At 60.9% G+C, this 20,059-nt stretch carries 21 protein-coding genes and 2 pseudogenes; 13 read left to right on the top strand and 10 right to left on the bottom strand.

The annotated features are described in order from the left end of the window. Window positions 1-13 precede the first annotated feature (13 nt). Complete coding sequence (locus C4K39_RS16110; protein ID WP_022640431.1) at window positions 14-679, top strand: bifunctional 4-hydroxy-2-oxoglutarate aldolase/2-dehydro-3-deoxy-phosphogluconate aldolase; 666 nt, start codon at window positions 14-16, stop codon at window positions 677-679. 153 nt (window positions 680-832) lie between these two features. On the opposite strand, the gene C4K39_RS16115 is transcribed toward C4K39_RS16110, so the two are convergent. Both C4K39_RS16115 and C4K39_RS16120 read right to left on the bottom strand, forming a co-directional pair. After that, window positions 833-2,023 (bottom strand): aminotransferase class V-fold PLP-dependent enzyme, encoded by a 1,191-nt coding sequence (locus C4K39_RS16115; protein ID WP_068579236.1) that lies wholly within the window; start codon window positions 2,021-2,023, stop codon window positions 833-835. A 45-nt stretch (window positions 2,024-2,068) separates the two neighbouring features. Continuing rightward, complete coding sequence (locus tag C4K39_RS16120; protein ID WP_068579239.1) at window positions 2,069-2,305, bottom strand: DUF3820 family protein; 237 nt, start codon at window positions 2,303-2,305, stop codon at window positions 2,069-2,071. Window positions 2,306-2,536: 231 nt separating this feature from the next. On the opposite strand from C4K39_RS16120, the gene C4K39_RS16125 reads away from it, so the two are divergent. The 4 genes from C4K39_RS16125 (at window position 2,537) to C4K39_RS16140 (ending at window position 6,218) form a co-directional block, all read left to right on the top strand. Continuing rightward, window positions 2,537-3,004: a ferritin-like domain-containing protein gene (locus C4K39_RS16125; protein WP_068579241.1), complete on the top strand. Its 468-nt coding sequence runs from the start codon at window positions 2,537-2,539 to the stop codon at window positions 3,002-3,004. 155 nt (window positions 3,005-3,159) lie between these two features. Beyond that, entirely contained in the window at window positions 3,160-5,148 is a 1,989-nt protein-coding gene (locus C4K39_RS16130) for an FUSC family protein (protein ID WP_068579371.1), read from the top strand. Further along, the gene (locus tag C4K39_RS16135; protein WP_068579245.1) at window positions 5,135-5,341 is read left to right on the top strand and encodes a DUF1656 domain-containing protein; all 207 of its coding nucleotides are present in this window, start codon (window positions 5,135-5,137) and stop codon (window positions 5,339-5,341) included. Before C4K39_RS16130 ends, C4K39_RS16135 begins: the two co-directional genes overlap by 14 nt. A 10-nt stretch (window positions 5,342-5,351) precedes the next feature. Continuing rightward, window positions 5,352-6,218, top strand: a complete 867-nt coding sequence (locus tag C4K39_RS16140; RefSeq protein WP_068579249.1) for an efflux RND transporter periplasmic adaptor subunit — start codon at window positions 5,352-5,354, stop codon at window positions 6,216-6,218. Between the two features lie 15 nt (window positions 6,219-6,233). On the opposite strand, the gene C4K39_RS16145 is transcribed toward C4K39_RS16140, so the two are convergent. Both C4K39_RS16145 and C4K39_RS16150 read right to left on the bottom strand, forming a co-directional pair. Continuing rightward, window positions 6,234-6,704, bottom strand: a complete 471-nt coding sequence (locus C4K39_RS16145) for a MaoC family dehydratase (RefSeq protein WP_068579250.1) — start codon at window positions 6,702-6,704, stop codon at window positions 6,234-6,236. Between the two features lie 45 nt (window positions 6,705-6,749). Continuing rightward, window positions 6,750-7,694, bottom strand: coding sequence for an alpha/beta hydrolase (locus C4K39_RS16150; protein ID WP_068579252.1), 945 nt, complete (start codon window positions 7,692-7,694; stop codon window positions 6,750-6,752). Between the two features lie 214 nt (window positions 7,695-7,908). On the opposite strand from C4K39_RS16150, the gene fadD2 reads away from it, so the two are divergent. Both fadD2 and fadD1 read left to right on the top strand, forming a co-directional pair. Then, window positions 7,909-9,597: a long-chain-fatty-acid--CoA ligase FadD2 gene (gene fadD2 / locus C4K39_RS16155; RefSeq protein ID WP_124346973.1), complete on the top strand. Its 1,689-nt coding sequence runs from the start codon at window positions 7,909-7,911 to the stop codon at window positions 9,595-9,597. A 344-nt stretch (window positions 9,598-9,941) separates the two neighbouring features. Further along, the gene (fadD1, locus tag C4K39_RS16160; RefSeq protein WP_068579258.1) at window positions 9,942-11,633 is read left to right on the top strand and encodes a long-chain-fatty-acid--CoA ligase FadD1; all 1,692 of its coding nucleotides are present in this window, start codon (window positions 9,942-9,944) and stop codon (window positions 11,631-11,633) included. A gap of 60 nt (window positions 11,634-11,693) precedes the next feature. Here the strand turns inward: fadD1 and C4K39_RS16165 are convergent, their stop codons facing one another. Further along, window positions 11,694-12,071, bottom strand: coding sequence for a hypothetical protein (locus tag C4K39_RS16165; RefSeq protein WP_068579262.1), 378 nt, complete (start codon window positions 12,069-12,071; stop codon window positions 11,694-11,696). Window positions 12,072-12,283: 212 nt separating this feature from the next. Between C4K39_RS16165 and C4K39_RS16170 the strand changes: the two genes are divergently transcribed. The 3 genes from C4K39_RS16170 (at window position 12,284) to def (ending at window position 14,138) form a co-directional block, all read left to right on the top strand. Further along, window positions 12,284-12,475: a CsbD family protein gene (locus tag C4K39_RS16170; protein ID WP_068579264.1), complete on the top strand. Its 192-nt coding sequence runs from the start codon at window positions 12,284-12,286 to the stop codon at window positions 12,473-12,475. 176 nt (window positions 12,476-12,651) lie between these two features. Beyond that, window positions 12,652-13,596: a YihY/virulence factor BrkB family protein gene (locus C4K39_RS16175; protein ID WP_068579267.1), complete on the top strand. Its 945-nt coding sequence runs from the start codon at window positions 12,652-12,654 to the stop codon at window positions 13,594-13,596. Between the two features lie 2 nt (window positions 13,597-13,598). Beyond that, window positions 13,599-14,138 carry a peptide deformylase gene (gene def, locus C4K39_RS16180; protein ID WP_068579270.1) on the top strand — a complete coding sequence of 180 codons (540 nt, stop codon included), beginning with the start codon at window positions 13,599-13,601 and terminating at the stop codon, window positions 14,136-14,138. Between the two features lie 9 nt (window positions 14,139-14,147). On the opposite strand, the gene C4K39_RS16185 is transcribed toward def, so the two are convergent. Next, on the bottom strand, window positions 14,148-14,567 hold the full coding sequence (locus C4K39_RS16185; protein ID WP_124346974.1) for a GNAT family N-acetyltransferase: 420 nt from the start codon (window positions 14,565-14,567) through the stop codon (window positions 14,148-14,150). A gap of 96 nt (window positions 14,568-14,663) precedes the next feature. Continuing rightward, window positions 14,664-15,266 carry a glutathione transferase GstA gene (gene gstA, locus C4K39_RS16190; RefSeq protein ID WP_068579277.1) on the bottom strand — a complete coding sequence of 201 codons (603 nt, stop codon included), beginning with the start codon at window positions 15,264-15,266 and terminating at the stop codon, window positions 14,664-14,666. 97 nt (window positions 15,267-15,363) lie between these two features. Between gstA and C4K39_RS16195 the strand changes: the two genes are divergently transcribed. From C4K39_RS16195 to C4K39_RS32250, 3 genes and pseudogenes are all read left to right on the top strand, one after another. Beyond that, on the top strand, window positions 15,364-16,224 hold the full coding sequence (locus C4K39_RS16195; protein ID WP_068579280.1) for a LysR family transcriptional regulator: 861 nt from the start codon (window positions 15,364-15,366) through the stop codon (window positions 16,222-16,224). Between the two features lie 671 nt (window positions 16,225-16,895). Next, window positions 16,896-17,564: pseudogene (locus tag C4K39_RS32245) on the top strand (PAS domain-containing protein); the annotation flags it as partial. Between the two features lie 114 nt (window positions 17,565-17,678). Further along, window positions 17,679-18,110, top strand: a pseudogene (locus C4K39_RS32250) (methyl-accepting chemotaxis protein); the annotation flags it as partial. 54 nt (window positions 18,111-18,164) lie between these two features. Here C4K39_RS32250 and C4K39_RS16205 read toward each other — a convergent pair. The 3 genes from C4K39_RS16205 to C4K39_RS16215 all read right to left on the bottom strand — a co-directional run bounded on the left by C4K39_RS16205 (window position 18,165) and on the right by C4K39_RS16215 (window position 19,995). Beyond that, window positions 18,165-18,680 carry a hypothetical protein gene (locus tag C4K39_RS16205; protein WP_068579286.1) on the bottom strand — a complete coding sequence of 172 codons (516 nt, stop codon included), beginning with the start codon at window positions 18,678-18,680 and terminating at the stop codon, window positions 18,165-18,167. Between the two features lie 153 nt (window positions 18,681-18,833). Continuing rightward, a complete protein-coding gene (locus C4K39_RS16210; RefSeq protein ID WP_124346975.1) occupies window positions 18,834-19,466 on the bottom strand; it encodes a glutathione S-transferase family protein in 633 nt (210 codons plus the stop codon). Window positions 19,467-19,563: 97 nt separating this feature from the next. Continuing rightward, complete coding sequence (locus C4K39_RS16215; protein WP_124346976.1) at window positions 19,564-19,995, bottom strand: PACE efflux transporter; 432 nt, start codon at window positions 19,993-19,995, stop codon at window positions 19,564-19,566. Window positions 19,996-20,059: the final 64 nt, after the last annotated feature.

A 20,059-nucleotide genomic window follows, 5' to 3' on the forward strand; every position in this document is an offset into this window, starting at 1 on the left:
AGGATCAGCCGCGATGACAAACCTCCCTCCGACCGTTTCCATGGCGGACAAAGTAGCCCTGCTCGACAGCCTCTGCGCCAAGGCGCGGATCCTGCCGGTGATCACCATCGCCCGTGAGCAGGATGTGCTGCCCCTGGCCGATGCCCTGGCCGCAGGTGGCCTGACGGCCCTGGAAGTCACCCTGCGTTCGCAGTTCGGCCTCAAGGCCATCCAGATCCTGCGCGAGCAGCGCCCGGAACTGGTGACCGGCGCCGGCACCGTGCTCGACCCGCAGATGCTGGCGGCGGCTGAGGCGGCGGGCTCGCAGTTCATCGTCACCCCGGGCATCACCCGCGAGCTGCTGCAAGCCAGCGTCGCCAGCCCAATCCCGCTGTTGCCGGGAATCAGCAACGCCTCCGGGATCATGGAGGGGTATGCCCTGGGTTATCGCCGCTTCAAGCTGTTCCCCGCTGAGGTCAGCGGTGGCGTGGCGGCGATCAAGGCCCTGGGCGGTCCGTTCGGCGAGGTCAAGTTCTGCCCTACCGGCGGAGTCGGACCGGCCAATATCAAGAGCTACATGGCGTTGAAGAACGTGATGTGCGTGGGCGGTAGCTGGATGCTCGATCCGCAGTGGATCAAGGACGGCGACTGGGCCCGTATCCAGGAGTGCACGGCACAGGCCCTGGCCCTGCTGGACTGAATCCAATCCTATTCGTTGGTGTGTTCTACGGCTTTATGGTGCGCTTGGTCGGCGCACCTTTTTTTTGCCCGGAAAAAAGTGCCGCCCTGAACTCCCCGGAACCGCTGGCACAAAGGGCTGATGAAGGCCCTGGGGCAGCGGCTCCGGAGGGCTTCAGCTGGTGGCCAGCTCCTCAAGGGCGACGACCAGGCGCTGGATATGTTCCAGCGGCGTCACCAGTCCCGGGGTGATGCGGATACAGGGGCCAAAGCCTGCGCCCTTGCGGATCACCGTGAACAGGTCGTAGTCGTGCAGTAGCCGGTCCACCAGGGCTTGCTGATCCTGGTGGCGAGTGAAGCGCAGGGCGCTGATGGCACAGCACAGGCGCGGGTCTGCCGGCGTCATCACCTCGATGCCCGGCAACTGGCGCACGGCTTCGGTCCAGGTTTCGCGCAGGTAATTCAGGCGCGCGCCCTTGGCTGCCGCGCCGCCCATGGCCCGGTGTTCTTCGAACACCCGCGGCAAGGTCATCAAGGCCGGGATGTTGGGCGTGCTGTAGGGCGTGCGGGCGCGGATGTCGTCCACTGGAAAGTGGAACTCGTCCATGTCGGGGTCGATCGCGTCCAGGCGCTCGGGATCGATGTAGAGAAAGCCCAGGCTCAATGGCGCACCGATCCACTTGTGCAGGTTGAAACCGGCGAAGGCGATACCCAGCTGCTGCAGGTCGAAATCGATCTGGCCCAGGGCGTGGGCACCGTCGAGGATGATATCGACCTGGTATTCCTTGGCCAGGGCTGCGATGGCCTGGACCGGCATCACCAGGCCGCTGCGGTGGGTGACGTGGGTCAGGGGCATCAACTTGAGGCGCGGATAGCGCTCGAATGCATCCTTGTAAGTCGCCACAAGGCTGTCAAAACTGGCAGGGTGCTGGTGCTGGATCTCTATCACTTCCACGCCGCGGTGGCGGGCCAGCCAGCGCATGGCGCTTTTCACCGTGTCGTACTCCAGGTCGCTGAGCAGCACCTGGTCTCCGGGTTGCAGGCGATTGTAGTTGCGGATCAGTGATTGCAGGGCGTCGGAGGCACAGCGGGTCAAGGCCACGGCGTTATCCGGGACCTCTAGCAGTTGTGCCAGCTGGTGGCGGATCTGCAGCGCTTCGACCTGCTCGAAGCGCTGGCGCACATGCACCGAATTGCTGCTGTTGACCCACAGGATATTGCGTTGGTAGTCCTCGGCCACTGTGCGGGTCATGCGTCCGAAATAGCCGTTCTCGAGGTTGATCGGTCCGGACTCGAGGTCGAATTGCCGGGCAATGCCCCGCCAATGCTCTTCGTCGCGGGCCAGCGTGGTGACAGTCCTTGGCATGCTGGGCTCTTTATCGGTGATGGAGGTTCAGGGAAGGGGTAGCGGTCAATGGCGGGGCTTGGGCTTGCCGTGCTTGGCGCGCAGCGGATCGAGCAGGTCGGACAAGCCGTTGTGGTCGATTTCCTGCATCAGGGCCAGCAGGCCACCGAGTTCGCCCTTGGGGAAGCCTTCGCGGGCGAACCAGTTGAGATAGGGGCCAGGCAGGTCGGCCAGGATGCGGCCCTTGTACTTGCCGAAGGGCATTTCCCGGGTGACCAGTAGTTCTAGTGTTTCAGGGTTCATGGCGGCCACCGTGGTGTGATTCGAGAGCCTTGGAAAATACAGGCATTCTGCATGCAGGCCAAATGACAGATCATGCAAATAACGCGGATACAGATTTGCTGGCTATGGTTAACCTATTGAATTTAAAGATAAATATTTTATCGAAAAGTCTGGCATGGGCACTGCAATGGTAAACGACAGGAAGGTCGGCGACGGTCGATCCCATTCTCGTAACCTGCAAGGAACCTGAAAATGACTGACTTGAACAAAGAAGCGATTTCGGTACTCAACAGCCTGATCGAGACCAGCAAGGATGGCCAGGAGGGCTTCAAGACCTGCGCCGAGGACATCAAGCATCCCGAGCTCAAGGCCCTGTTCATCAAGCGCTCCACCGACTGTGCCAGCGCAGCGGCGGAACTGCAGTCGGTGGTACGTTCGATGGGCGGCGATCCTGAGACCTCCACCAGTGTCAGCGGCGATCTGCATCGGCGGTGGGTCGATCTCAAATCCCTGGTCACAGGCAAGGACGAGGAGGCGGTGCTCAATGAGGCCGAGCGTGGTGAAGATCATGCGCTCAAGGCCTACAAGGATGCCCTGGAGAAAATCGGCAAGCACAACCTGGTGGGAATCCGCGATGTCGTGGAGCGCCAGTACCATGGCGCGCAACGCAACCATGATCAGGTCAAGGCCCTGCGCAATCAGGCCCGTGCTCGTCACTAAGGCTAAAAACCTGTCAAAAACGCCAGCCAGTCTGGCGTTTTTTATGCCTGGAATTTAATGCTGGACGGCATTTAGTTAGCTTGCTAATAATTAGCTCGCGCCCACCTCATCCGTTCCCGGCTATCGTTCAATCAATACCCTGAGAGTCCTTGCCCGTGCCCATCACCTTGCAGGCCTTGCTTGCTCCCGACCTTCGCGCATTGCAGTTCGCGATCAAGACCCTGTTGGGGGGAGGTGTGGCCCTGTGGCTGGCCTTGCGCTGGGGCCTGGAGCAACCGTCGTGGGCCTTGATGACGGCGTTCATCGTTGCCCAACCGCTGTCCGGGATGGTCCTGCAGAAGGGCCTGGCGCGGCTGCTGGGGACCTTGATCGGAACCATCATGTCGGTGTTGTTCATGGCGCTGTTCGCCCAGACGCCCTGGTTGTTCCTGTTGGTACTCGCCTTGTGGCTGGGGCTGTGCACTGCCAGTTCGACATTGCTGCGCAGTGCCTGGTCCTATTCTTTCGTGCTGGCGGGCTACACCGTGGCGATCATTGCCCTGCCGGCCATCAGCCATCCACTGAGTATCTTCGATCAGGCCGTGGCGCGCTGTACGGAGATTTCCCTGGGGATCATTTGTGCAACCGCCAGCAGCGCCTTGATCTGGCCCATGCGTGTCGAACGCCAATTGGCCGACCAGGCCCGTGCTGCCTGGCAAAGCGGCATGCAGGCAGCCCGTGCCACGCTGGCCGGCGAGGCCCTGGATCGCAAGGGCTTGCTGGAGATCCTCGGGCGGATCGTTGCCGTGGATTCCCAGCGTGAACATGCCTGGTTCGAAGGGCCTTCCGGACGCCTGCGGGCCCGGGCCATCAGTGGCCTGAGCCAGAAGTTGCTGATGCTGCTGCGTATCTCCCGCTCGGTGCGGCGCCAGTGGAAACAACTGGACGTGGAGCAAGCCCGGCAGTTGCAGCCCTGGATGGAGGAAGTACAGCAAGCCCTGGCAATTGCGGACATGGCCGCCCTGCAGGCATTGCGAAGACGCTTGCTGGACGCTTCCCACGATGAGCGGATCAGCCCGGCACAGAGTTTCTGCCTGGCACGTTTTGCCTTGTTGCTGGACACCGCCCTGGCCGCGAGCCTGGCCCTGGATGCGGTGCAGCAGGGGCGGGCACCGCTGGAGCAACCGGCGAACCTGAGCCCCCATCGTGATCTCTCTCTGGCCCTGGTATTCGGCGCACGCAGTGCCCTGGCGTTCCTGGCCGTGGCCAGCTTCTGGCTGGCCACGGCCTGGCCCGCCGCTTCCGGGGCGATGTTGCTGACCTGCGTGGTGTGTGGCCTGTTCGCCAGTCGGGAGAACGGCGCGCAGATCGGCATGAGCTTCATGCGCGGGATCTTTTTGGCGGTCCCTTCGGCCTTTGTGGTCGGGCAGATCCTGCTGCCTCAGTGGAGTGGCTTCCCGATGCTGGCAATGGCCATGGGCGTGCCATTGTTCCTTGGTGCCCTGGGCATGGCCAAGCCGCAGATCGGCGCGACCGCGACGTCGTTCTGCCTGCATTTCATTGTGCTGATCTCGCCGATGAACCGGATGAGCTTCGATGTGGCCAATTTCTTCAACAGTGCCCAGGCCATGGTGTTGGGAGTGGGCGCTGCCGTGTTGGCCTTCCACCTTCTGATCCTGCGTGATCCAGCCTGGCACGGTCGACGTTTGCTGGCGGCGACCCTGAGCGATCTGGTGCGCCTGACTCGGCGCAATCTGCGGGGCGCCGAAAGCTGGTTCGGTGGGCGCATGGCCGATCGGCTGTTGCAATTGGCGCGACATTATCCGGAGCTGCCGGAGCCGGCCCGCAGCCGTTGGGACGATGGCCTGCTGGGGTTGGATATCGGCGATGAGTTGATGCACCTGCGCTTGAGCCTTGCGGTGGCCCAGGTACCGGCGAGCAAGGCGCAACGCGATTACTTCGAGCAATTGCAGAAGGTCCTGCAGCAAGGACCTGCGGGCAGTCGCCAGGATGCCCTGGTCGCGCCGGGTGCAGCCTTGCTCCAGGCCCTGGAGCAGTACCCTTCCAGCGATGCGCTGAAGCTGGCCAAGGGCGCAGTGTGGCAATTGCAAAACAGCTGGCGCAGTTGGTGCCGGCAGCAGGAGGACAGTCATGGGGCTGCGTGAGTGGGCATTGGGTGGGGTGTTGCTCAGCCCGTTCCTGATCTATGTGCTATTGGCGCTGCTGATTACCGGCGGGTTGCGCCTCCTGGTGCGAGCCACCGGGCTGGGGCGCTGGATCTGGCACGAGGCTTTGTTCGATTGTGCCCTGTACGTCTGTGTGTTGACGGTGGTGACGCTCGTTCTCGGGCCTTTATAAGGAGTTGATCATGCGTACACCCGTACGTGTCGTGTTTACCTTGTGCCTGGTGGCGCTGGCGGTCTTCGCCGGTTATCACCTGTGGCAGTACTACATGCTTACCCCCTGGACTCGCGATGCCCGAATTCGCGCTGACGTGGTGATCGTGGCTCCGGACGTATCCGGCTGGGTCCGTGAACTCAAGGTGGCGGACAACCAGTCGGTGAAGGCCGGGCAGCTGTTGCTGAGCATCGACCGCGATCGCTTCGAGGCGGCCCTGGAAAAAGCCCAGGCGGTGGTGCAGACCCGCCAGCAGCAATTGAGCTTGCGTGAGCATGAGGCCAGTCGTCGTGCTGCCCTGGGGCCCCAGGCCATCAGTGCCGAGCTGCGGGAAAATGCCCAGATCAATGCCGGCATCGCCCGTGGCGAGCTGCGCCAGGCCCAGGCCGAAGCCAAGGTCGCTGAATTGAACCTGGCGCGCAGCCAGGTGCATGCACCCCGTGACGGGCACATCACCAACTTGCGCCTGGCCGAGGGTAATTACGTCAATGCCGGGCAGTCGGTGATGGCGCTGATCGACGACTCGACGTTCTATGTACAGGCCTACTTCGAGGAAACCAAATTGCCGCGGATCAAGGTCGGTGACCCGGTCAAGGTCTGGCTGATGAGCGCCGGGGAGGCCTTGCAGGGGCATGTCGAAAGCATCAGCCGAGGGATCACTGACCGCAACGCCACGCCTGACGGGCAACTGCTGGCCGAGGTGGAGCCGACATTCAACTGGGTACGCCTGGCCCAGCGGATTCCAGTGCGGATCAAGCTCGACAAGGTGCCCGAGGGTGTCAACCTGAGCGCCGGCATGACCGCCAGCGTCCAGGTCGAAGAGGGGAGTGGCAAGTAGGGGCTTGCCCAGGCCTCAGCCGATGGTGATGGCCGGCAGGGTGGGCAGGGTCACGGTCTGCTGCTTGCGCGGGGCAAGGATCTCGGCTTCGCCGTCGACCACCAGCTCATCGCGCTGGTTGAGCACGCGGGTGGCGATGCGTACGCGAAACTTGGGCAGTTTTTCCAGGATTTCCAGGTGCACGGTCAGGGTGTCGCCGATCTTCACCGGCTTCTGGAAGCTCATTTGCTGGCCGAGGTAGATGGTGCCCGGGCCAGGCAGCTCGCAGGCGACTGCGGCGCTGATCAGGGCGCCACTGAACATGCCGTGGGCGATGCGTTCCTTGAACATGGTCGCAGCGGCGAACTCGGGGTCCAGGTGTACCGGGTTGTGATCGCCGGACATGGCGGCGAACAACTGGATATCACGCTCCTCGACAGTCTTGCTGTACTGGGCGGTCTGGCCGACCTCCAGGGCTTCGTAAGGTGTGTTGGTCACCTGGGTCATCTTGCGGAAATCCTCTGACAGATAAATGAGCGTACTGGCGCAGCCCTATTCAGAGCGTGCTGGGCGGCGGTGCTGCAGTGCCTGCTCCAGCCAGGCCAGTACGTCCTGGGTTACTTGGTCGCGATTGCTCTCGTTGAACAGCTCATGGCGTGCCTGCGGGTAGATGTTGAGCTGCAGGCACTGGCTGCCGGCCTCGCGCAGAGCACCGGCCAGATCCTTGAGACGCTTGCCATCGCTCACCGGATCACATTCGCCGCCCATTACCAGCAATGGCAGGCCCGGGTCGATCTGCGCCAGGTTGGTGATCTTGCTGATCTGTTGCAGGCCGCCCAGCAGGTCGATCCATAGCTGGTTGGTGCAACGATATCCGCACAGCGGGTCGTTGACGTACTTGTCGACCTCCGCCGGATCGCGGCTGAGCCAGTCGAAGGCGGTGCGATTGGGCTTGAAGGCCTTGTTGAAGGAGCCGAAGGACAGCCACTCGATCAATGCACTGCGTCCTTGGCCGCCCTGGCGCCAGCGTTCGAAGCGAGCGATCAGGCTAGCGGCACGGTACAGGGCCACGGGTTGGAAGTTGGAGCCGCTGAGAATCGCCCCGTACAGGCTGGCGCTGTGGTGCAGCAGGTAGGCCTGGGCGATGTAGCTGCCCATGCTGTGTCCCAGCAGCACGATGGGCGTGGCGGGATGCTGCTGGCCGATATGCTGGTTGAGGCTGGCCAGGTCGCCAACCACCTTGTTCCAGCCGCCATGGTCGGCGTAGTGGCCGAGGACCCCGTGTCCGGCACTCTGGCCATGGCCGCGCTGGTCTGGCGCATAGACGCCATAGCCCGCAGAACACATGGCCTGGGCCAGGCGTGCATAGCGGCCGCTGTGCTCGGCCATGCCATGGGACAGCAGGATCACAGCCTTTAGCGGGCTCTCTGGCAGCCACTGGTTGACGAAGAGGCGCTGATGATCACTCGTGGTCAACCAGAACATGTCGTGGGTCATGGCTATTCCTTTGCTCGAAGACGCTGCACTTTATAGCGCATCGCCGGTCGTGCGTCTGATTCGCAGGCCTGTTGGACGCAAGATTCACACAATTAATGACACACTCGCGCATATTTGCCTGAATCGCCATAGCTGCTAACGTCCCAGGAGCCCCGCCGCTGACAGCGTTACAGAGGTGGCCAGGACCGTTCAGGCAAATAAGAGGACAAGAATAATGCAACCTGATTTCTGGAATGATAAGCGCCCTGCCGGAGTCCCCAACGAGATCGACCTGGGGGCCTACAAGTCGGTGATCGAGGTGTTTGAGCGTTCCTGCAAGAAATTTGCCGATCGCCCGGCCTTCAGCAACATGGGGGTGACGCTGACGTACGCCGAGCTGGAACGCTACAGCGCGGCTTTCGCCGGCTACCTGCAGAGCCAGACCGACCTGGCTCCTGGGGATCGCATCGCGGTGCAGATGCCCAATGTCCTGCAATACCCGATCGCCGTGTTCGGTGCACTGCGTGCGGGGTTGATCGTGGTCAACACCAATCCGCTGTACACCGCGCGGGAGATGCGCCACCAGTTCAAGGACTCCGGGGCCCGGGCCCTGGTCTACCTGAACATGTTCGGGCAGAAGGTCCAGGAGGTGCAGGGCGACACCGATATCCAGTACCTGATCGAGGCCAGGATGGGCGACCTGATGCCCACCGCCAAAGGCTGGCTGGTCAACACCATAGTGGACAAGGTGAAGAAGATGGTGCCGGCCTACCACCTGCCCCAGGCCATCTCTTTCAAGAGCGCCTTGCGCCTGGGGCGTGTCCAGAGCCTCAAGCCCCAGGCCGCGGGGCTCGATGATGTGGCGGTATTGCAGTACACCGGTGGTACTACAGGCCTGGCCAAGGGCGCGATGCTGACCCATGGCAACCTGGTGGCCAATATGCAGCAGGTTCGTGCCTGCCTCGGCCAGCATGGGCCGGACGGCCACACCCAGTGGCGCGAGGGCCAGGAGGTGATGGTGGCGCCGCTGCCGCTGTACCATATCTATGCCTTCACCGCGAACTGCATGTGCATGATGGTCACCGGCAACCACAATGTGCTGATTACCAACCCGCGGGACATCGGCGGCTTCATCAAGGAACTGAAGAACTGGCGTTTCTCGGCGTTGCTGGGGCTGAACACGTTGTTCGTCGCGCTGATGGAGCATCCGGAGTTCAAGCACCTGGATTTCTCCAACCTCAAGCTGACCAACTCCGGTGGCACGGCGCTGGTCAAGGCGACGGCCGAGCGCTGGCAGCAGATCACGGGTTGCCGGATCACCGAGGGCTATGGCCTGACCGAGACTTCGCCGGTGGCTTGCACCAACCCCTATGGCGAGAGTTCACGCCTGGGGACCGTCGGCTTGCCGGTGCCTGGCACCCTCGTCAAGGTCATCGACGACCAGGGCGTGGAGCTGGCCCTGGGCGAGCGTGGCGAACTGTGCATCAAGGGCCCGCAGATCATGAAGGGGTACTGGCACAAACCCGAGGCCACGGCAGAGGTGCTCGATGCCGAGGGTTGGTTCAAGTCCGGCGACATTGCCGTCATCGATCCAGATGGTTTCGTGCGTATCGTCGATCGCAAGAAAGACATGATCATCGTCTCGGGTTTCAACGTGTATCCGAACGAGATCGAGGATGTGGTGATGGCTCACCCGAAGGTGGCCAACTGCGCGGTAATCGGAGTGCCGGACGAACGTTCCGGCGAGGCCGTGAAGCTGTTCGTGGTACCCCGTGAAACCGGGGTCAGCCTTGAGGAACTCAAGGCCTACTGCAAGGAAAACTTCACCGGCTACAAGGTGCCCAAGCACATCGTCTTGCGCGAGTCGTTACCGATGACTCCAGTGGGCAAGATCCTGCGTCGCGAGTTGCGTGATATCGCCTGAGGTCCGTCCGCTCGACCTTGCGCGGGCAAGCCGGTCGGTTCGACGGCTTGCCCGCTCTGCTTTGGTCGGGCGCAAAGCCGCGGACCAGAGCGGAATTCAGGGTTGTAGAATTTTTACTCTAAAAATGACCATTAAATGGTCTTGAGTCATATCTGTGACTATTCAGGCCTTTTTTGGCTCTAGGCGGCCTTTTCCAAAGCTGCTACTCTCGGCGCGCTTTGTGACTTCTCGGCCTAGAAAAAAGCCAGACTCACCACAAATTAAGACATCAATAAAAAACACACACCCAATAAAAATCGCATCGAATGCGGTGATGAATTCGCGTTGCTGAGGAGTGGGCTTCCATGATCGAAGACTTTTGGAAGGATAAGTACCCAGCTGGGATTGCTGCCGATATCAATCCAGACGAGTATCCGAATATTCAGGCGGTATTGAAGCAGTCCTGCCAACGTTTCGCCGATAAGCCGGCCTTTAGCAACCTCGGCAAGACAATCACCTACGGTGAACTGTACGAGCTGTCCGGGGCTTTTGCCGCGTATCTGCAACAGCATACCGATTTGCGGCCCGGTGATCGAATCGCTCTGCAACTTCCCAATCTGCTGCAATACCCGATCGCGGTGTTCGGTGCGATCCGTGCTGGCCTGATCGTGGTCAACACCAACCCGCTGTATACCGCACGGGAAATGGAGCACCAATTCAACGACTCCGGTGCCAAGGCGCTGGTCTGCCTGGCCAACATGGCCCACCTGGCGGAAGCCGTGGTGCCCAAGACCGGGGTCAAGCATGTGATCGTCACCGAGGTGGCGGACCTGCTTCCCCCGCTCAAGCGCCTGGTGATCAACAGCGTCATCAAGTACGTGAAGAAGATGGTGCCGGCCTACCACCTGCCCCAGGCCGTGAAGTTCAATGATGCGCTGCGCATGGGCCAGGGCCAGCCGGTCCAGGAAGCCAACCCCGCCAACGGCGAAGTGGCGGTATTGCAGTACACCGGTGGTACCACCGGTGTCGCCAAGGGCGCGATGCTGACCCACCGCAACCTGGTGGCCAACATGCTGCAGTGCAAGGCACTGATGGGCTCGGACCTCAACGAAGGTTGCGAGATCCTCATCACCCCTCTGCCGCTGTACCACATCTATGCCTTCACCTTCCATTGCATGGCCATCATGCTCATGGGCAACCACAACATCCTGATCAGCAATCCGCGGGATTTGCCGGCGATGGTCAAGGAACTGTCGAAGTGGAAGTTCAGCGGGTTCGTCGGCCTCAACACCCTGTTCGTTGCCCTGTGCAACAACGAGGCGTTCCGCAAGCTGGATTTCTCCGCGTTGAAGGTCACCCTCTCCGGCGGCATGGCCCTGCAACTGGCAGCCGCCGAGCGCTGGAAGTCCGTGACCAACTGCCCGATCTGCGAAGGCTACGGCATGACGGAGACCAGCCCGGTGGCCACGGTCAACCCGGCCCAGAACATCCAGGTCGGCACCATCGGCATACCGGTACCGTCTACCCTGTGCCGGGTGGTCAACGATGCCGGTGAGGAATTGCCGCTGGGCGAAGTCGGCGAGTTGTGCGTGAAGGGCCCGCAGGTGATGAAGGGCTACTGGCAGCGCCAGGACGCCACCGATGAAGTCCTGGACAGCGAAGGCTGGCTCAAGACGGGCGACATTGCGTTGATTCAACCCAATGGCTACATCCGTATCGTCGACCGCAAGAAGGACATGATCCTGGTCTCGGGTTTCAACGTGTACCCCAACGAGTTGGAGGACGTGCTCGTTTCGCTGCCAGGCGTCCTGCAATGCGCGGCGATCGGTGTGCCGGACGAGAAGTCCGGCGAGACCATCAAGGTCTTTATCGTCGTCAAGCCGGGGGCTACCCTGACCAAGGAGCAGGTGATGACCCACATGCGGGCCAATGTCACCGGCTACAAGGTGCCCAAGGCCGTGGAGTTCCGTGATGCCTTGCCAACCACCAACGTCGGCAAGATCCTGCGCCGCGAATTGCGCGATGAAGAGCTGAAGAAGCTCGGCGTGAAGAAGTAACTCGCCGCAGTCAGAAAAAGCCCCGCCAGTGCGGGGCTTTTCTGTTTCTGCGCCAAGAGGTTACTGGCGGAACTGGGCGAAGCCCACGCCAGTACCCGCCGGGCGTACATCCTTGAGGAACGAGTCCTTGTCGGCGCTCAGCTCCAGGCTCAGGGCGGACTTGCGCTTGCCTTCGTTGCGCACCACCAGGCCCTCGCGCCTTTTGCGCAGGAAGGCGGTGGGCACCTTCAGGTGGATCAACTGGTCGGTACTCGGGGTATGCAGCAGCAGGTGCAGCCATTCGTGCTGGCCGACGGCCAGGCGGGCCAGCAGGATGTCGAACCACCAGATATTGCGGTTGCGGTTGAGCTCCGCGAACTGGCAGTTGTTGACGTCCAGCACCGCCCCGCCCAGTTCCTGGTTTCTACGGGCGATAGCCTGCTTTTTATCGAGTTTCATAAGCTTCCTACGAAAATTGGATCTTCAGGGCCTGGCCTGAACAGGGCGAGCATTCTCCCGGGTTGCCTGGCAAACATAAAGTGCAACCGTGGGTCGGCGATGAAAGGCCCGGTAAAAATAATTGAAACTCTGCGCGAGCGCTTCGAGTCAACCTTGGGCAACGAGGCATTTTGTTCCTGATTCGACCAACGACAACTCACCGGAGAAATACCATGGGTAGTGCAGCGGATAAGGCCAAGGGCTTGGCCAATGAAGCCATCGGTAACGTCAAGCAAGGCATCGGCAAGGCCACCGACAACAGCAAGTTGCAGGCCGAAGGCAAGTTGCAGGAAAAAAAGGGCGAAGCCCAGCAGGCGCTCGGCAAGGCCAAGGATGCAGTGAAGAAGACCATCGACAAGGCCTGAGCAGGCGTACCCTGTAGTTGACACGACGGCCATCCACGGATGGCCGTCGTCATGCATGGGCCCTGGCAATCTGCCGATGGCCGTGGTTGTGGTTCGCCAACTAGGCTAATTTGTTGTAGAAAACGCCCCCCTGAGTCGCCAGCGACTTCAATCTTTTTGCGGCGAAAGGAGACGCTATGATTTTTCCGGACCTCAAAGGCCTGCCCCTGCACCGCGTATTGATTCGTACGGTCAATGAGTTCATCGCGGATGAGATGTCCACCTACGCTTCGGCCCTGGCCTACCAGATGCTGTTCTCGTTGTTCCCCTTCATCCTGTTTCTCATCGCCCTGATCGGTTTTCTGCACCTGCCGGACTTTTTCTCCTGGCTGCGCATGCAGGCTGAGATGGTGCTGCCTCACGAGGCCCTGGAGCAGGTCAATCCGGTGATCGACCAGTTGCAGCAGTCCAAGGGCGGCTTGTTGTCCGTGGGTATCGTCATCGCCCTCTGGACCGCCTCGGCGGGTGTGCGGCTGATGATGAGCGCCATGAATGCCGCCTACGACGTGGTGGAGGGGCGGCCGATCTGGAAGCGCTTCCCGCTGTCGATTTTCTACACCGTAGGCATCGCCGGCATGCTGCTGGCCGCCGCGGCATTGATGGTGCTGGGCCCGCAGGTGATGGCGTGGTTGGCAGGGCAGGTGGGCCTGGAGGATTTCATCGTCACCTTGTGGACCATCCTGCGTTGGCCGGTGATCGTGCTGTTGATGATGGTGGCCGTGGCCCTGATGTACTACGTGATGCCCGATGTGAAGCAGAAATTTCGCTTCATCACCCCAGGTTCGGTGCTGGCGGTGGTGGTGTGGATCGTCGCCTCCCTGGGGTTTGCCTACTACGTGAAAACCTTCGCTAACTACAACGCGATGTATGGCAGTATCGGCGCGATCATCGTGTTGTTGCTGTATTTCTATATCTCGTCCGCAGTGCTGCTGCTGGGGGCAGAGATGAATGCGGTGATCGAGCACATGTCGGCTGAAGGCAAGGATCCTGGTGAAAAGGACTTTGGCGGCCCCGGCGACAAACAACATATTTCGGGACTGGGTCGGGATCACTCGCTCCAGCCGAGCACAGACGAAGCCTGAACATGATCCGTGAAATCCTCAAGATGGGTGACGAGCGCCTGCTGCGCGTCGCTCCTGCGGTACCGCCCGAGATGTTCGATAGCCCACAACTGTGGGAACTGATCGACGATATGTTCCAGACCATGGAGAGCGTGGGTGGCGTAGGCCTGGCTGCACCGCAGATCGGTGTCGACCTGCAACTGGTGATTTTCGGCTTCGAACACAGCGAGCGTTACCCCGAGGCCGAGGCGGTGCCGCAGACCATCCTGATCAACCCGCTGATCACCCCCTTGAGCCCGATTCAGGAAGAGGGGTGGGAAGGTTGCCTCTCGGTCCCCGGCATGCGGGGCGTGGTGCCGCGCTACCAGCATATTCGCTATGAAGGCTTCGACCCCAAGGGCGAGCCTGTAGTGCGCGTGGCTTCGGGCTTTCATGCCAGGGTGGTGCAGCATGAATGCGATCACCTGATTGGTCGGCTGTATCCATCGCGCATCAGTGATTTTCGCAAGTTCGGTTTCACCGAGGTGCTGTTTCCCGACCTCGATCCCAATGCTGACGACTGACGCCGAGGCTCAGGCCCGACAATCCCTGCTGGCCATGGCCAGCAGGGGTTTGCTGCGTTGGTAGCGGGCCAGTCGCTCCGCCAGGGGCGGCGGTAGTCGGGGATCGCGAGTGAAGCCCAGGCATTGATAAAAGCCTTCCAGGTCCGGGTGGCAGAATAGCCAGACCGGCCCCGGCGTCTCCTGTAGCGCCTGTTCGATCAGGCGCCTGGCCAGGCCCTGGCCCCGGCTGAGTGGGGCGACGAACAAACCCGTCAGCCAATGCCCCTGTTCCACTGGTGTGAGGCTCATCCCCGCCACGATCTCTTCATCCCTGAGCACCCACAGTTGACCCTCGCCGGAGGCACGCATGGTTGACCGGTGCTGGCGATAGAACTTGTTCAGCAAGGGGCGTGAAGCTTCGCTAAGCAGGCTGATATGGACGTTGGGCATGGGCGCGCAAAGGGGTGGCAAGAGGCGCGGATTATAAGGAAACCCTCCGCCAAGCACAGGCCATTCTGGGGGCCGTGTCCGGCAGAGGGGGAGGACTCAGGCCAGTTCCACTGCCAGTGCATCACGCACGGCCGGGCGCTGTTCTACCCGGGCCTGGAATCGCACCAGGGCCGGCCAGTTCGCCAGCTCGATGGCGAACAGGGCGGTCCAGCGCAGCACCGTGAACAGGTAGGCATCGGCAATCCCGAATTGTGAGCCTTGCAGGTAGTCCTGGCGTTCCAGTGTCTGCTCCAGCAGTGCCAGGCGCTTGGCCAGCTTCTGGCGGAACACTTTTTGGGCCGGTTCATCGAAGGCCGAGTTGAACAGGTAGCCCAGGGGGCCGTGGATCTCGGTGGTGATGAAGTTCAGGGTTTCCTGCAGTCGCACCCGTTGCCAGGTGCCATTGGGGGCAGCCAGGCCGCTCTCGGGCTTGAGGTCAGCCAGGTATTGCAGGATGGCCGGGCCCTCGGTGAGCACCTCGCCGTTGTCCAGTTGCAAGGCGGCCACATAACCCTTGGGGTTGATGCCGAGGAAGTCCTGGCCGTCGGCGGTGCGCTTGCTGCGGTTGTCGACACGGATCGCTTCGAAGGGCAGTTGCAGTTCGCGCAGGATGATATGGGAGGCCATGGAGCAGGCTTGAGGGGCGTAATAGAGTTTCATCGACAGGTCTCTAGTAAGGGGCGAGCCAGTGTCGTGGACGCTGGTAGCATGGGTAAAATTAATCTTTCAGAAAGCGGCCATAAGGATAGCTACTGCCATGATGAACCTGATGCACTGGCGCCTGCTGGTGGCGATCGCCGAACGCGGCACCATCACCCGCGCCGCCGAACAGGTCGGCATGACCCAGTCCGGGGCCAGCCAGGCCCTGGCCCAGATGGAGGACATGCTGGGTGTGCAGTTGTTCATTCGCGACAATCGCCAGGCCCTGCCCACCGCGATCGGCTTGCAGGTCCTGGAGCAGGCGCGAGTGATGCTCGGAGCCCTGGCACAGATCCGCCGAGAGGTGGAAGCGGCCCGGGGCATTCCCCAGGGTAGCCTGCGCCTGGCGGGTTTTCCCGTGGTCCTGGCGACCTTCCTGCCACCGCTGTTGCGCCGTTTCAACCAGCTGTATCCGGGAATCGAGGTGGTGCAACTGGAAGTCAGCGATGATGAGGTGCATGCCTTGCTCGATGCGCAGCTGGTGGACCTTGGGGTGGTGCTCAACCCTGATCCCGGACGTCGCTCCTGGCTGTTGGGGCGCGACTCCTGGGTGGCGGTATTGCCTGAGGATCATCCCTGGCCGGAGCCGAGCATCGACCTGGCGAGCCTTCTGGAGCAGCCTTTCATCCTGGCCACCGGTGGTTGTTCGGTGAACGCCCGCAGCCTGGCTGCCGCTGCCGGATTGACGCTGGCGGATATACGGGTCGAGGTACGCGAGTGGAGCAGTGCCTTCAGCCTGGTGCGCGAACGGCTGGGGGTCACCCTGGTTCCCCTGAGCACCTTGCCCGAGCAGCGCCAGGGTTTGCGGGTGCTGCCCTTGAGTTCCACGGTGGAGCGAGAGTTCGCGCTGGTGTCCGCCCCCGGGCAAGAGCCAGGCGCCATGGCACAGGCGTTCCTGGCTACTCTCGAAGCGCGTTAGATACCCTGCCGGGCAGCACCTGCAACGACTCTGGCCGCCCGGCACCAGGATCTTCTGATAAGCAATGTTTATGTCTTATTTGTTACTTATCGCGAATGAATTCCAGTGCCCTGGAAGTTGTGAAAACAGCCTGACTAGTGGCCTTGCATAGAGGCATTGGCTGTCTATGCTCAAACGTGAAAATTCGTATCTGTTGGCATTGGAGTGTCTGCTTTTGCGATGTTCATGTTCTTGTAGTTGATGTTGCTGCAACTATTTTTGCAGCCGTGCCGGTGTTACCGATAGCCGCAAGAGTGCGCAACTAGAGGCACCAGCGGGCCAGGAGCGTTGAAATTAGATGGAGTCTGCTTTCTTTGTTAGGTCCGACCCGGTCATGGGTCATCAAGTAAAGGATGGCTTGATAAGAGCGTTGCAACACGGACTCTCCGATTAAACATCACTTATCACCTGACACTTCCTCTCGTATATGGGAGGGCGCTTGCCATGCTTTATGAACGTTGTGGTGGATCAGTTGAAAGACTAGGAACTTCCGTCAAACAAAAGACAGCGTTGAAGGTGATACAACCATGTTTAACCTACATCACAAGGCTGACCTGCTGGAAATCGAGCGCTTCAATTGCGCCCTGGACGAAGCCAATGGCAAGTTGGCGGCCATCAGTCGCTCCATGGCGATGATCGAGTTTTCCCCCGACGGTATCGTGCTCGATGCCAACGAGAATTTCTGCCTGGTCATGGGGTATTCGGTCGAGGAAATACGTGGCAAGCATCATCGAATCTTTTGCGAGGAAGAGTTCTATCGCAGCGAGGCCTACAACAAGTTGTGGCGCGATCTCGCCCGGGGGGAGCCGATCAGCGATACCTTCGTGCGGTTGAACAAGAAGGGCGAGGAAATATGGCTTGAAGCCAGCTACATGCCGGTGTTCGATGCCAATCGCCAAGTGCGCAGCGTGATCAAGGTGGCCTCGGATATCTCCGATCGCATTCATCTGGAGCATGAGAACCAGAGCCTGCTCAATGCTATCGGGCGCTCCATGGCGATCATCGAGTTCAGTCCGGACGGCCGGATCATCACGGCCAACGATAACTTCCTCAAGACCATGCAGTATTCGCTCAACGAAATCGTCGGCCAGCACCACAGCATGTTTTGCCACCGAGCCGAAGCCGAATCGACCGAGTACAAGCAGTTCTGGGCTTCGTTGAATCGCGGCGAATACCATTCCCACCGTTTCGAGCGGGAAAACAAATATGGCCAGACCGTATTCCTCGAGGCTTCCTATAACCCCTTGTTCGACGCCAAGGGGCGCTTGTACAAAGTGGTCAAGTTCGCCAGTGACATCACCCAGCAGATGACCACGCTGCAATCGGCGGCCGAGTCGGCCCACAGTACGTCGGTGCAGAACGACGCCTGCGCCCAGAAGGGCTCGGAAGTGGTACAGCAGACTGTGGAGATCATCCAGCAGATCTCCCATGACCTGAATGCGGCGGCGCTCAGTATCGATGCGGTGAGCAAGCAATCGGAGATCATCGGCACCATCGTCCAGACCATCCGCGGGATCGCCGACCAGACCAACCTGCTGGCGCTCAATGCGGCCATCGAGGCTGCCCGGGCTGGCGAGCATGGGCGAGGTTTTGCGGTGGTAGCGGACGAGGTGCGTAGCTTGGCGGCCCGTACCAGCCAGGCGACGGTGGAGATCGTCGAGGTGGTGCGCAAGAACCACGACCTGTCCAAGAGCGCGGTCAGCAGCATGCAGTCGAGCCTGAGTCGTACCGGGCTCGGGGTCGAGTTGGCGAATGAAGCCGGGGAGGTGATCCTGGAGATCCAGCAAGGCTCGCGCCATGTGGTGGATGCCATCAGCCAGTTCAACTCATCCTTGCAGTTGCAGTAGGCGCTCGGGCACAAAAAAGGGTTCCCGCAGGGAACCCTTTTTCATTGCGCGTGATTACAGCGAGGCGAGGAATTTCTCTTCGACCGGCTTCATGCTGTCGTTGGACTGCTGCTCTTGCTTGGCCAGTTTCAGCTTGTCCTGCATACGTTGGGAGATTTCCTGGTTGATCGCCATCAGGCGTTCGGGAGACATGCTCTGCAGATCATCCTCGGTGAGGCCCATTTCCTGGAGGATGCTGTCGCGCAGGCGTTGCTCCGGAGTCTTGCTCATGTAGTCCTTGAATTCGGACATGGCATCGCTCTGGGTGGCATTGTTGGCCTGTGGCGCGCTGGTGGCGGGTGGCGTGGCTTGTTGCAGCAGGACGCGAGTCTTGGCGAAGGCTGCGTTGACGTTGTCAGTCACGCTGTTGATCTGCTGTTGTTGGCTGGACTGGCTGGCCGGCACGGTCACGGAATTCTGGGCCTGTTGCAGCATGCCGCTGTACAGAGCGCTGGCGGCGGCAGTAGTCGGGTCCATATCGGTGCGCGAAGTGGGCTGCACCGAAACGGAGTTCTGGGCGTTGACCAACATGATCTGGAACCTGTGTTAGGGAACTAGGTTATTGATACAGCAAATTCCATGCCGATATTTAAGTCCTTTTAAATCAATGGTTTGCTTTTGTCGGTAGGGAGCCGGGGGCAGAAAGCGGACAGTTCTTGCCGCTTCCTGGCAAAGCCGGTGGCGTCATGGCGTGCCGTTGCGCCCGTGCAACAGGAACCCCGGGTGTTGGCTCAGGCGCTCGTAGTAGGCGCCCACGGCGGGGAAGTCCGGGTGCTCCATGGGGGTCATTTGCCAGCGATTGACCGAGAGCCCGAGGACGATATCCGCCAGGCTGAAATCGTCACCGGCAACGTAGGCCTGTGTACGTGCCAGCTGCTGTTCGAGGATTTCCATCTTGGCATTCCAGGCCTGCAGGCTGGCGCCCAGGCGCCGGCTGTCCTGGCAGTCGGGGTGCTGGCGTACCAGGCCCATGAACGCGTAGCTCCAGGAAGGATTGAGTTCCGTGGCCTGCCAGTCCATCCATTGTTCCACCAGGGCCCGGGCCCGTGGAGCGATCGGCAACAGGCCGCTGCCTGGGTGCAGGTTGGCCAGGTAGCGACAGATGCTGTTGGATTCCCACAGGACGCCGGCTTCGTCGATCAGCACGGGCACCTGGGCATTGGGGTTGAGGGCCAGGAATTCGGGGGTGTGGGTCGAGCGAAAGCCACTGCCCCAGTCTTCCTGTTGATAGGGCAAGCCAAGCTCCTCACAAGTCCACAAGACTTTCCTGACATTGATGGACGAGGCTTTACCGAGAATTCTGCAGGGGGTTCCCATGACGCTTCCTTGTTCGTGGTTCGGACGGCCATGGGAATCTATCAGTGTGGCGATGCGGCGGCGACGGTGATGTGGCCTTCGATACGGTTTGCAAGCCTCAGGCGGGATCGGGCAAGGCCGAGGCCGGCAGGCCGAAGACTTTGTCGAACAGCCAGTTGAAGGCGAAGGTGTAGCAAGGAATGAACAGGATCAATGCCAAGTCCAGGAGAAAGGCCTGTACCAGGCTGATGTTCATCCACCAGGCGATCAGCGGGATGAGGAATATGATCAGTGTCAGCTGGAAGCCCACGGCATGGGCGATGCGCCGCTTGACGGTCCGGGTGCGCGAGGCCTGGCGGCTTTCCCAGCGCTCGAACAGGCTGGTGTAGATGAAGTTCCAGGTCACGGCGATGCTGGTGATGATTACGGCCAGTGGGCCGGTGCTGGTGGGCGAGGTGCCGGACAGCAAGGCCAGGCCCAGGGCCGAGAAGGTCATGCCGAATACTTCGAACAGGGAGACGTAGACCAGTTTGCGTTTCACGCCTTGCATGGGGGTTCCTTTGTCTTGAATGGAGTGGCCAGGGCTTAGCTGGCAGGGGCGTGAACGATAGCTT

The sequence above is a fragment of the Pseudomonas sessilinigenes genome, from assembly GCF_003850565.1.
GTDB lineage: Bacteria > Pseudomonadota > Gammaproteobacteria > Pseudomonadales > Pseudomonadaceae > Aquipseudomonas > Aquipseudomonas sessilinigenes.

Coding starts and splice junctions, on each gene's coding strand:
- C4K39_RS16125 (WP_068579241.1), top strand. CDS start 2,537: ATGACTGACTTGAACAAAGAAGCGATTTCGGTACTCAACAGCCTGATC.
- C4K39_RS16115 (WP_068579236.1), bottom strand. CDS start 2,023: ATGCCAAGGACTGTCACCACGCTGGCCCGCGACGAAGAGCATTGGCGG.
- C4K39_RS16195 (WP_068579280.1), top strand. CDS start 15,364: ATGATGAACCTGATGCACTGGCGCCTGCTGGTGGCGATCGCCGAACGC.
- C4K39_RS16120 (WP_068579239.1), bottom strand. CDS start 2,305: ATGAACCCTGAAACACTAGAACTACTGGTCACCCGGGAAATGCCCTTC.
- C4K39_RS16205 (WP_068579286.1), bottom strand. CDS start 18,680: ATGTTGGTCAACGCCCAGAACTCCGTTTCGGTGCAGCCCACTTCGCGC.
- def (WP_068579270.1), top strand. CDS start 13,599: ATGATCCGTGAAATCCTCAAGATGGGTGACGAGCGCCTGCTGCGCGTC.
- C4K39_RS16140 (WP_068579249.1), top strand. CDS start 5,352: ATGCGTACACCCGTACGTGTCGTGTTTACCTTGTGCCTGGTGGCGCTG.
- C4K39_RS16175 (WP_068579267.1), top strand. CDS start 12,652: ATGATTTTTCCGGACCTCAAAGGCCTGCCCCTGCACCGCGTATTGATT.
- C4K39_RS16185 (WP_124346974.1), bottom strand. CDS start 14,567: ATGCCCAACGTCCATATCAGCCTGCTTAGCGAAGCTTCACGCCCCTTG.
- C4K39_RS16165 (WP_068579262.1), bottom strand. CDS start 12,071: ATGAAACTCGATAAAAAGCAGGCTATCGCCCGTAGAAACCAGGAACTG.
- C4K39_RS16135 (WP_068579245.1), top strand. CDS start 5,135: ATGGGGCTGCGTGAGTGGGCATTGGGTGGGGTGTTGCTCAGCCCGTTC.
- C4K39_RS16170 (WP_068579264.1), top strand. CDS start 12,284: ATGGGTAGTGCAGCGGATAAGGCCAAGGGCTTGGCCAATGAAGCCATC.
- C4K39_RS16215 (WP_124346976.1), bottom strand. CDS start 19,995: ATGCAAGGCGTGAAACGCAAACTGGTCTACGTCTCCCTGTTCGAAGTA.
- C4K39_RS16110 (WP_022640431.1), top strand. CDS start 14: ATGACAAACCTCCCTCCGACCGTTTCCATGGCGGACAAAGTAGCCCTG.
- C4K39_RS16210 (WP_124346975.1), bottom strand. CDS start 19,466: ATGGGAACCCCCTGCAGAATTCTCGGTAAAGCCTCGTCCATCAATGTC.
- C4K39_RS16150 (WP_068579252.1), bottom strand. CDS start 7,694: ATGACCCACGACATGTTCTGGTTGACCACGAGTGATCATCAGCGCCTC.
- fadD1 (WP_068579258.1), top strand. CDS start 9,942: ATGATCGAAGACTTTTGGAAGGATAAGTACCCAGCTGGGATTGCTGCC.
- fadD2 (WP_124346973.1), top strand. CDS start 7,909: ATGCAACCTGATTTCTGGAATGATAAGCGCCCTGCCGGAGTCCCCAAC.
- C4K39_RS16145 (WP_068579250.1), bottom strand. CDS start 6,704: ATGACCCAGGTGACCAACACACCTTACGAAGCCCTGGAGGTCGGCCAG.
- gstA (WP_068579277.1), bottom strand. CDS start 15,266: ATGAAACTCTATTACGCCCCTCAAGCCTGCTCCATGGCCTCCCATATC.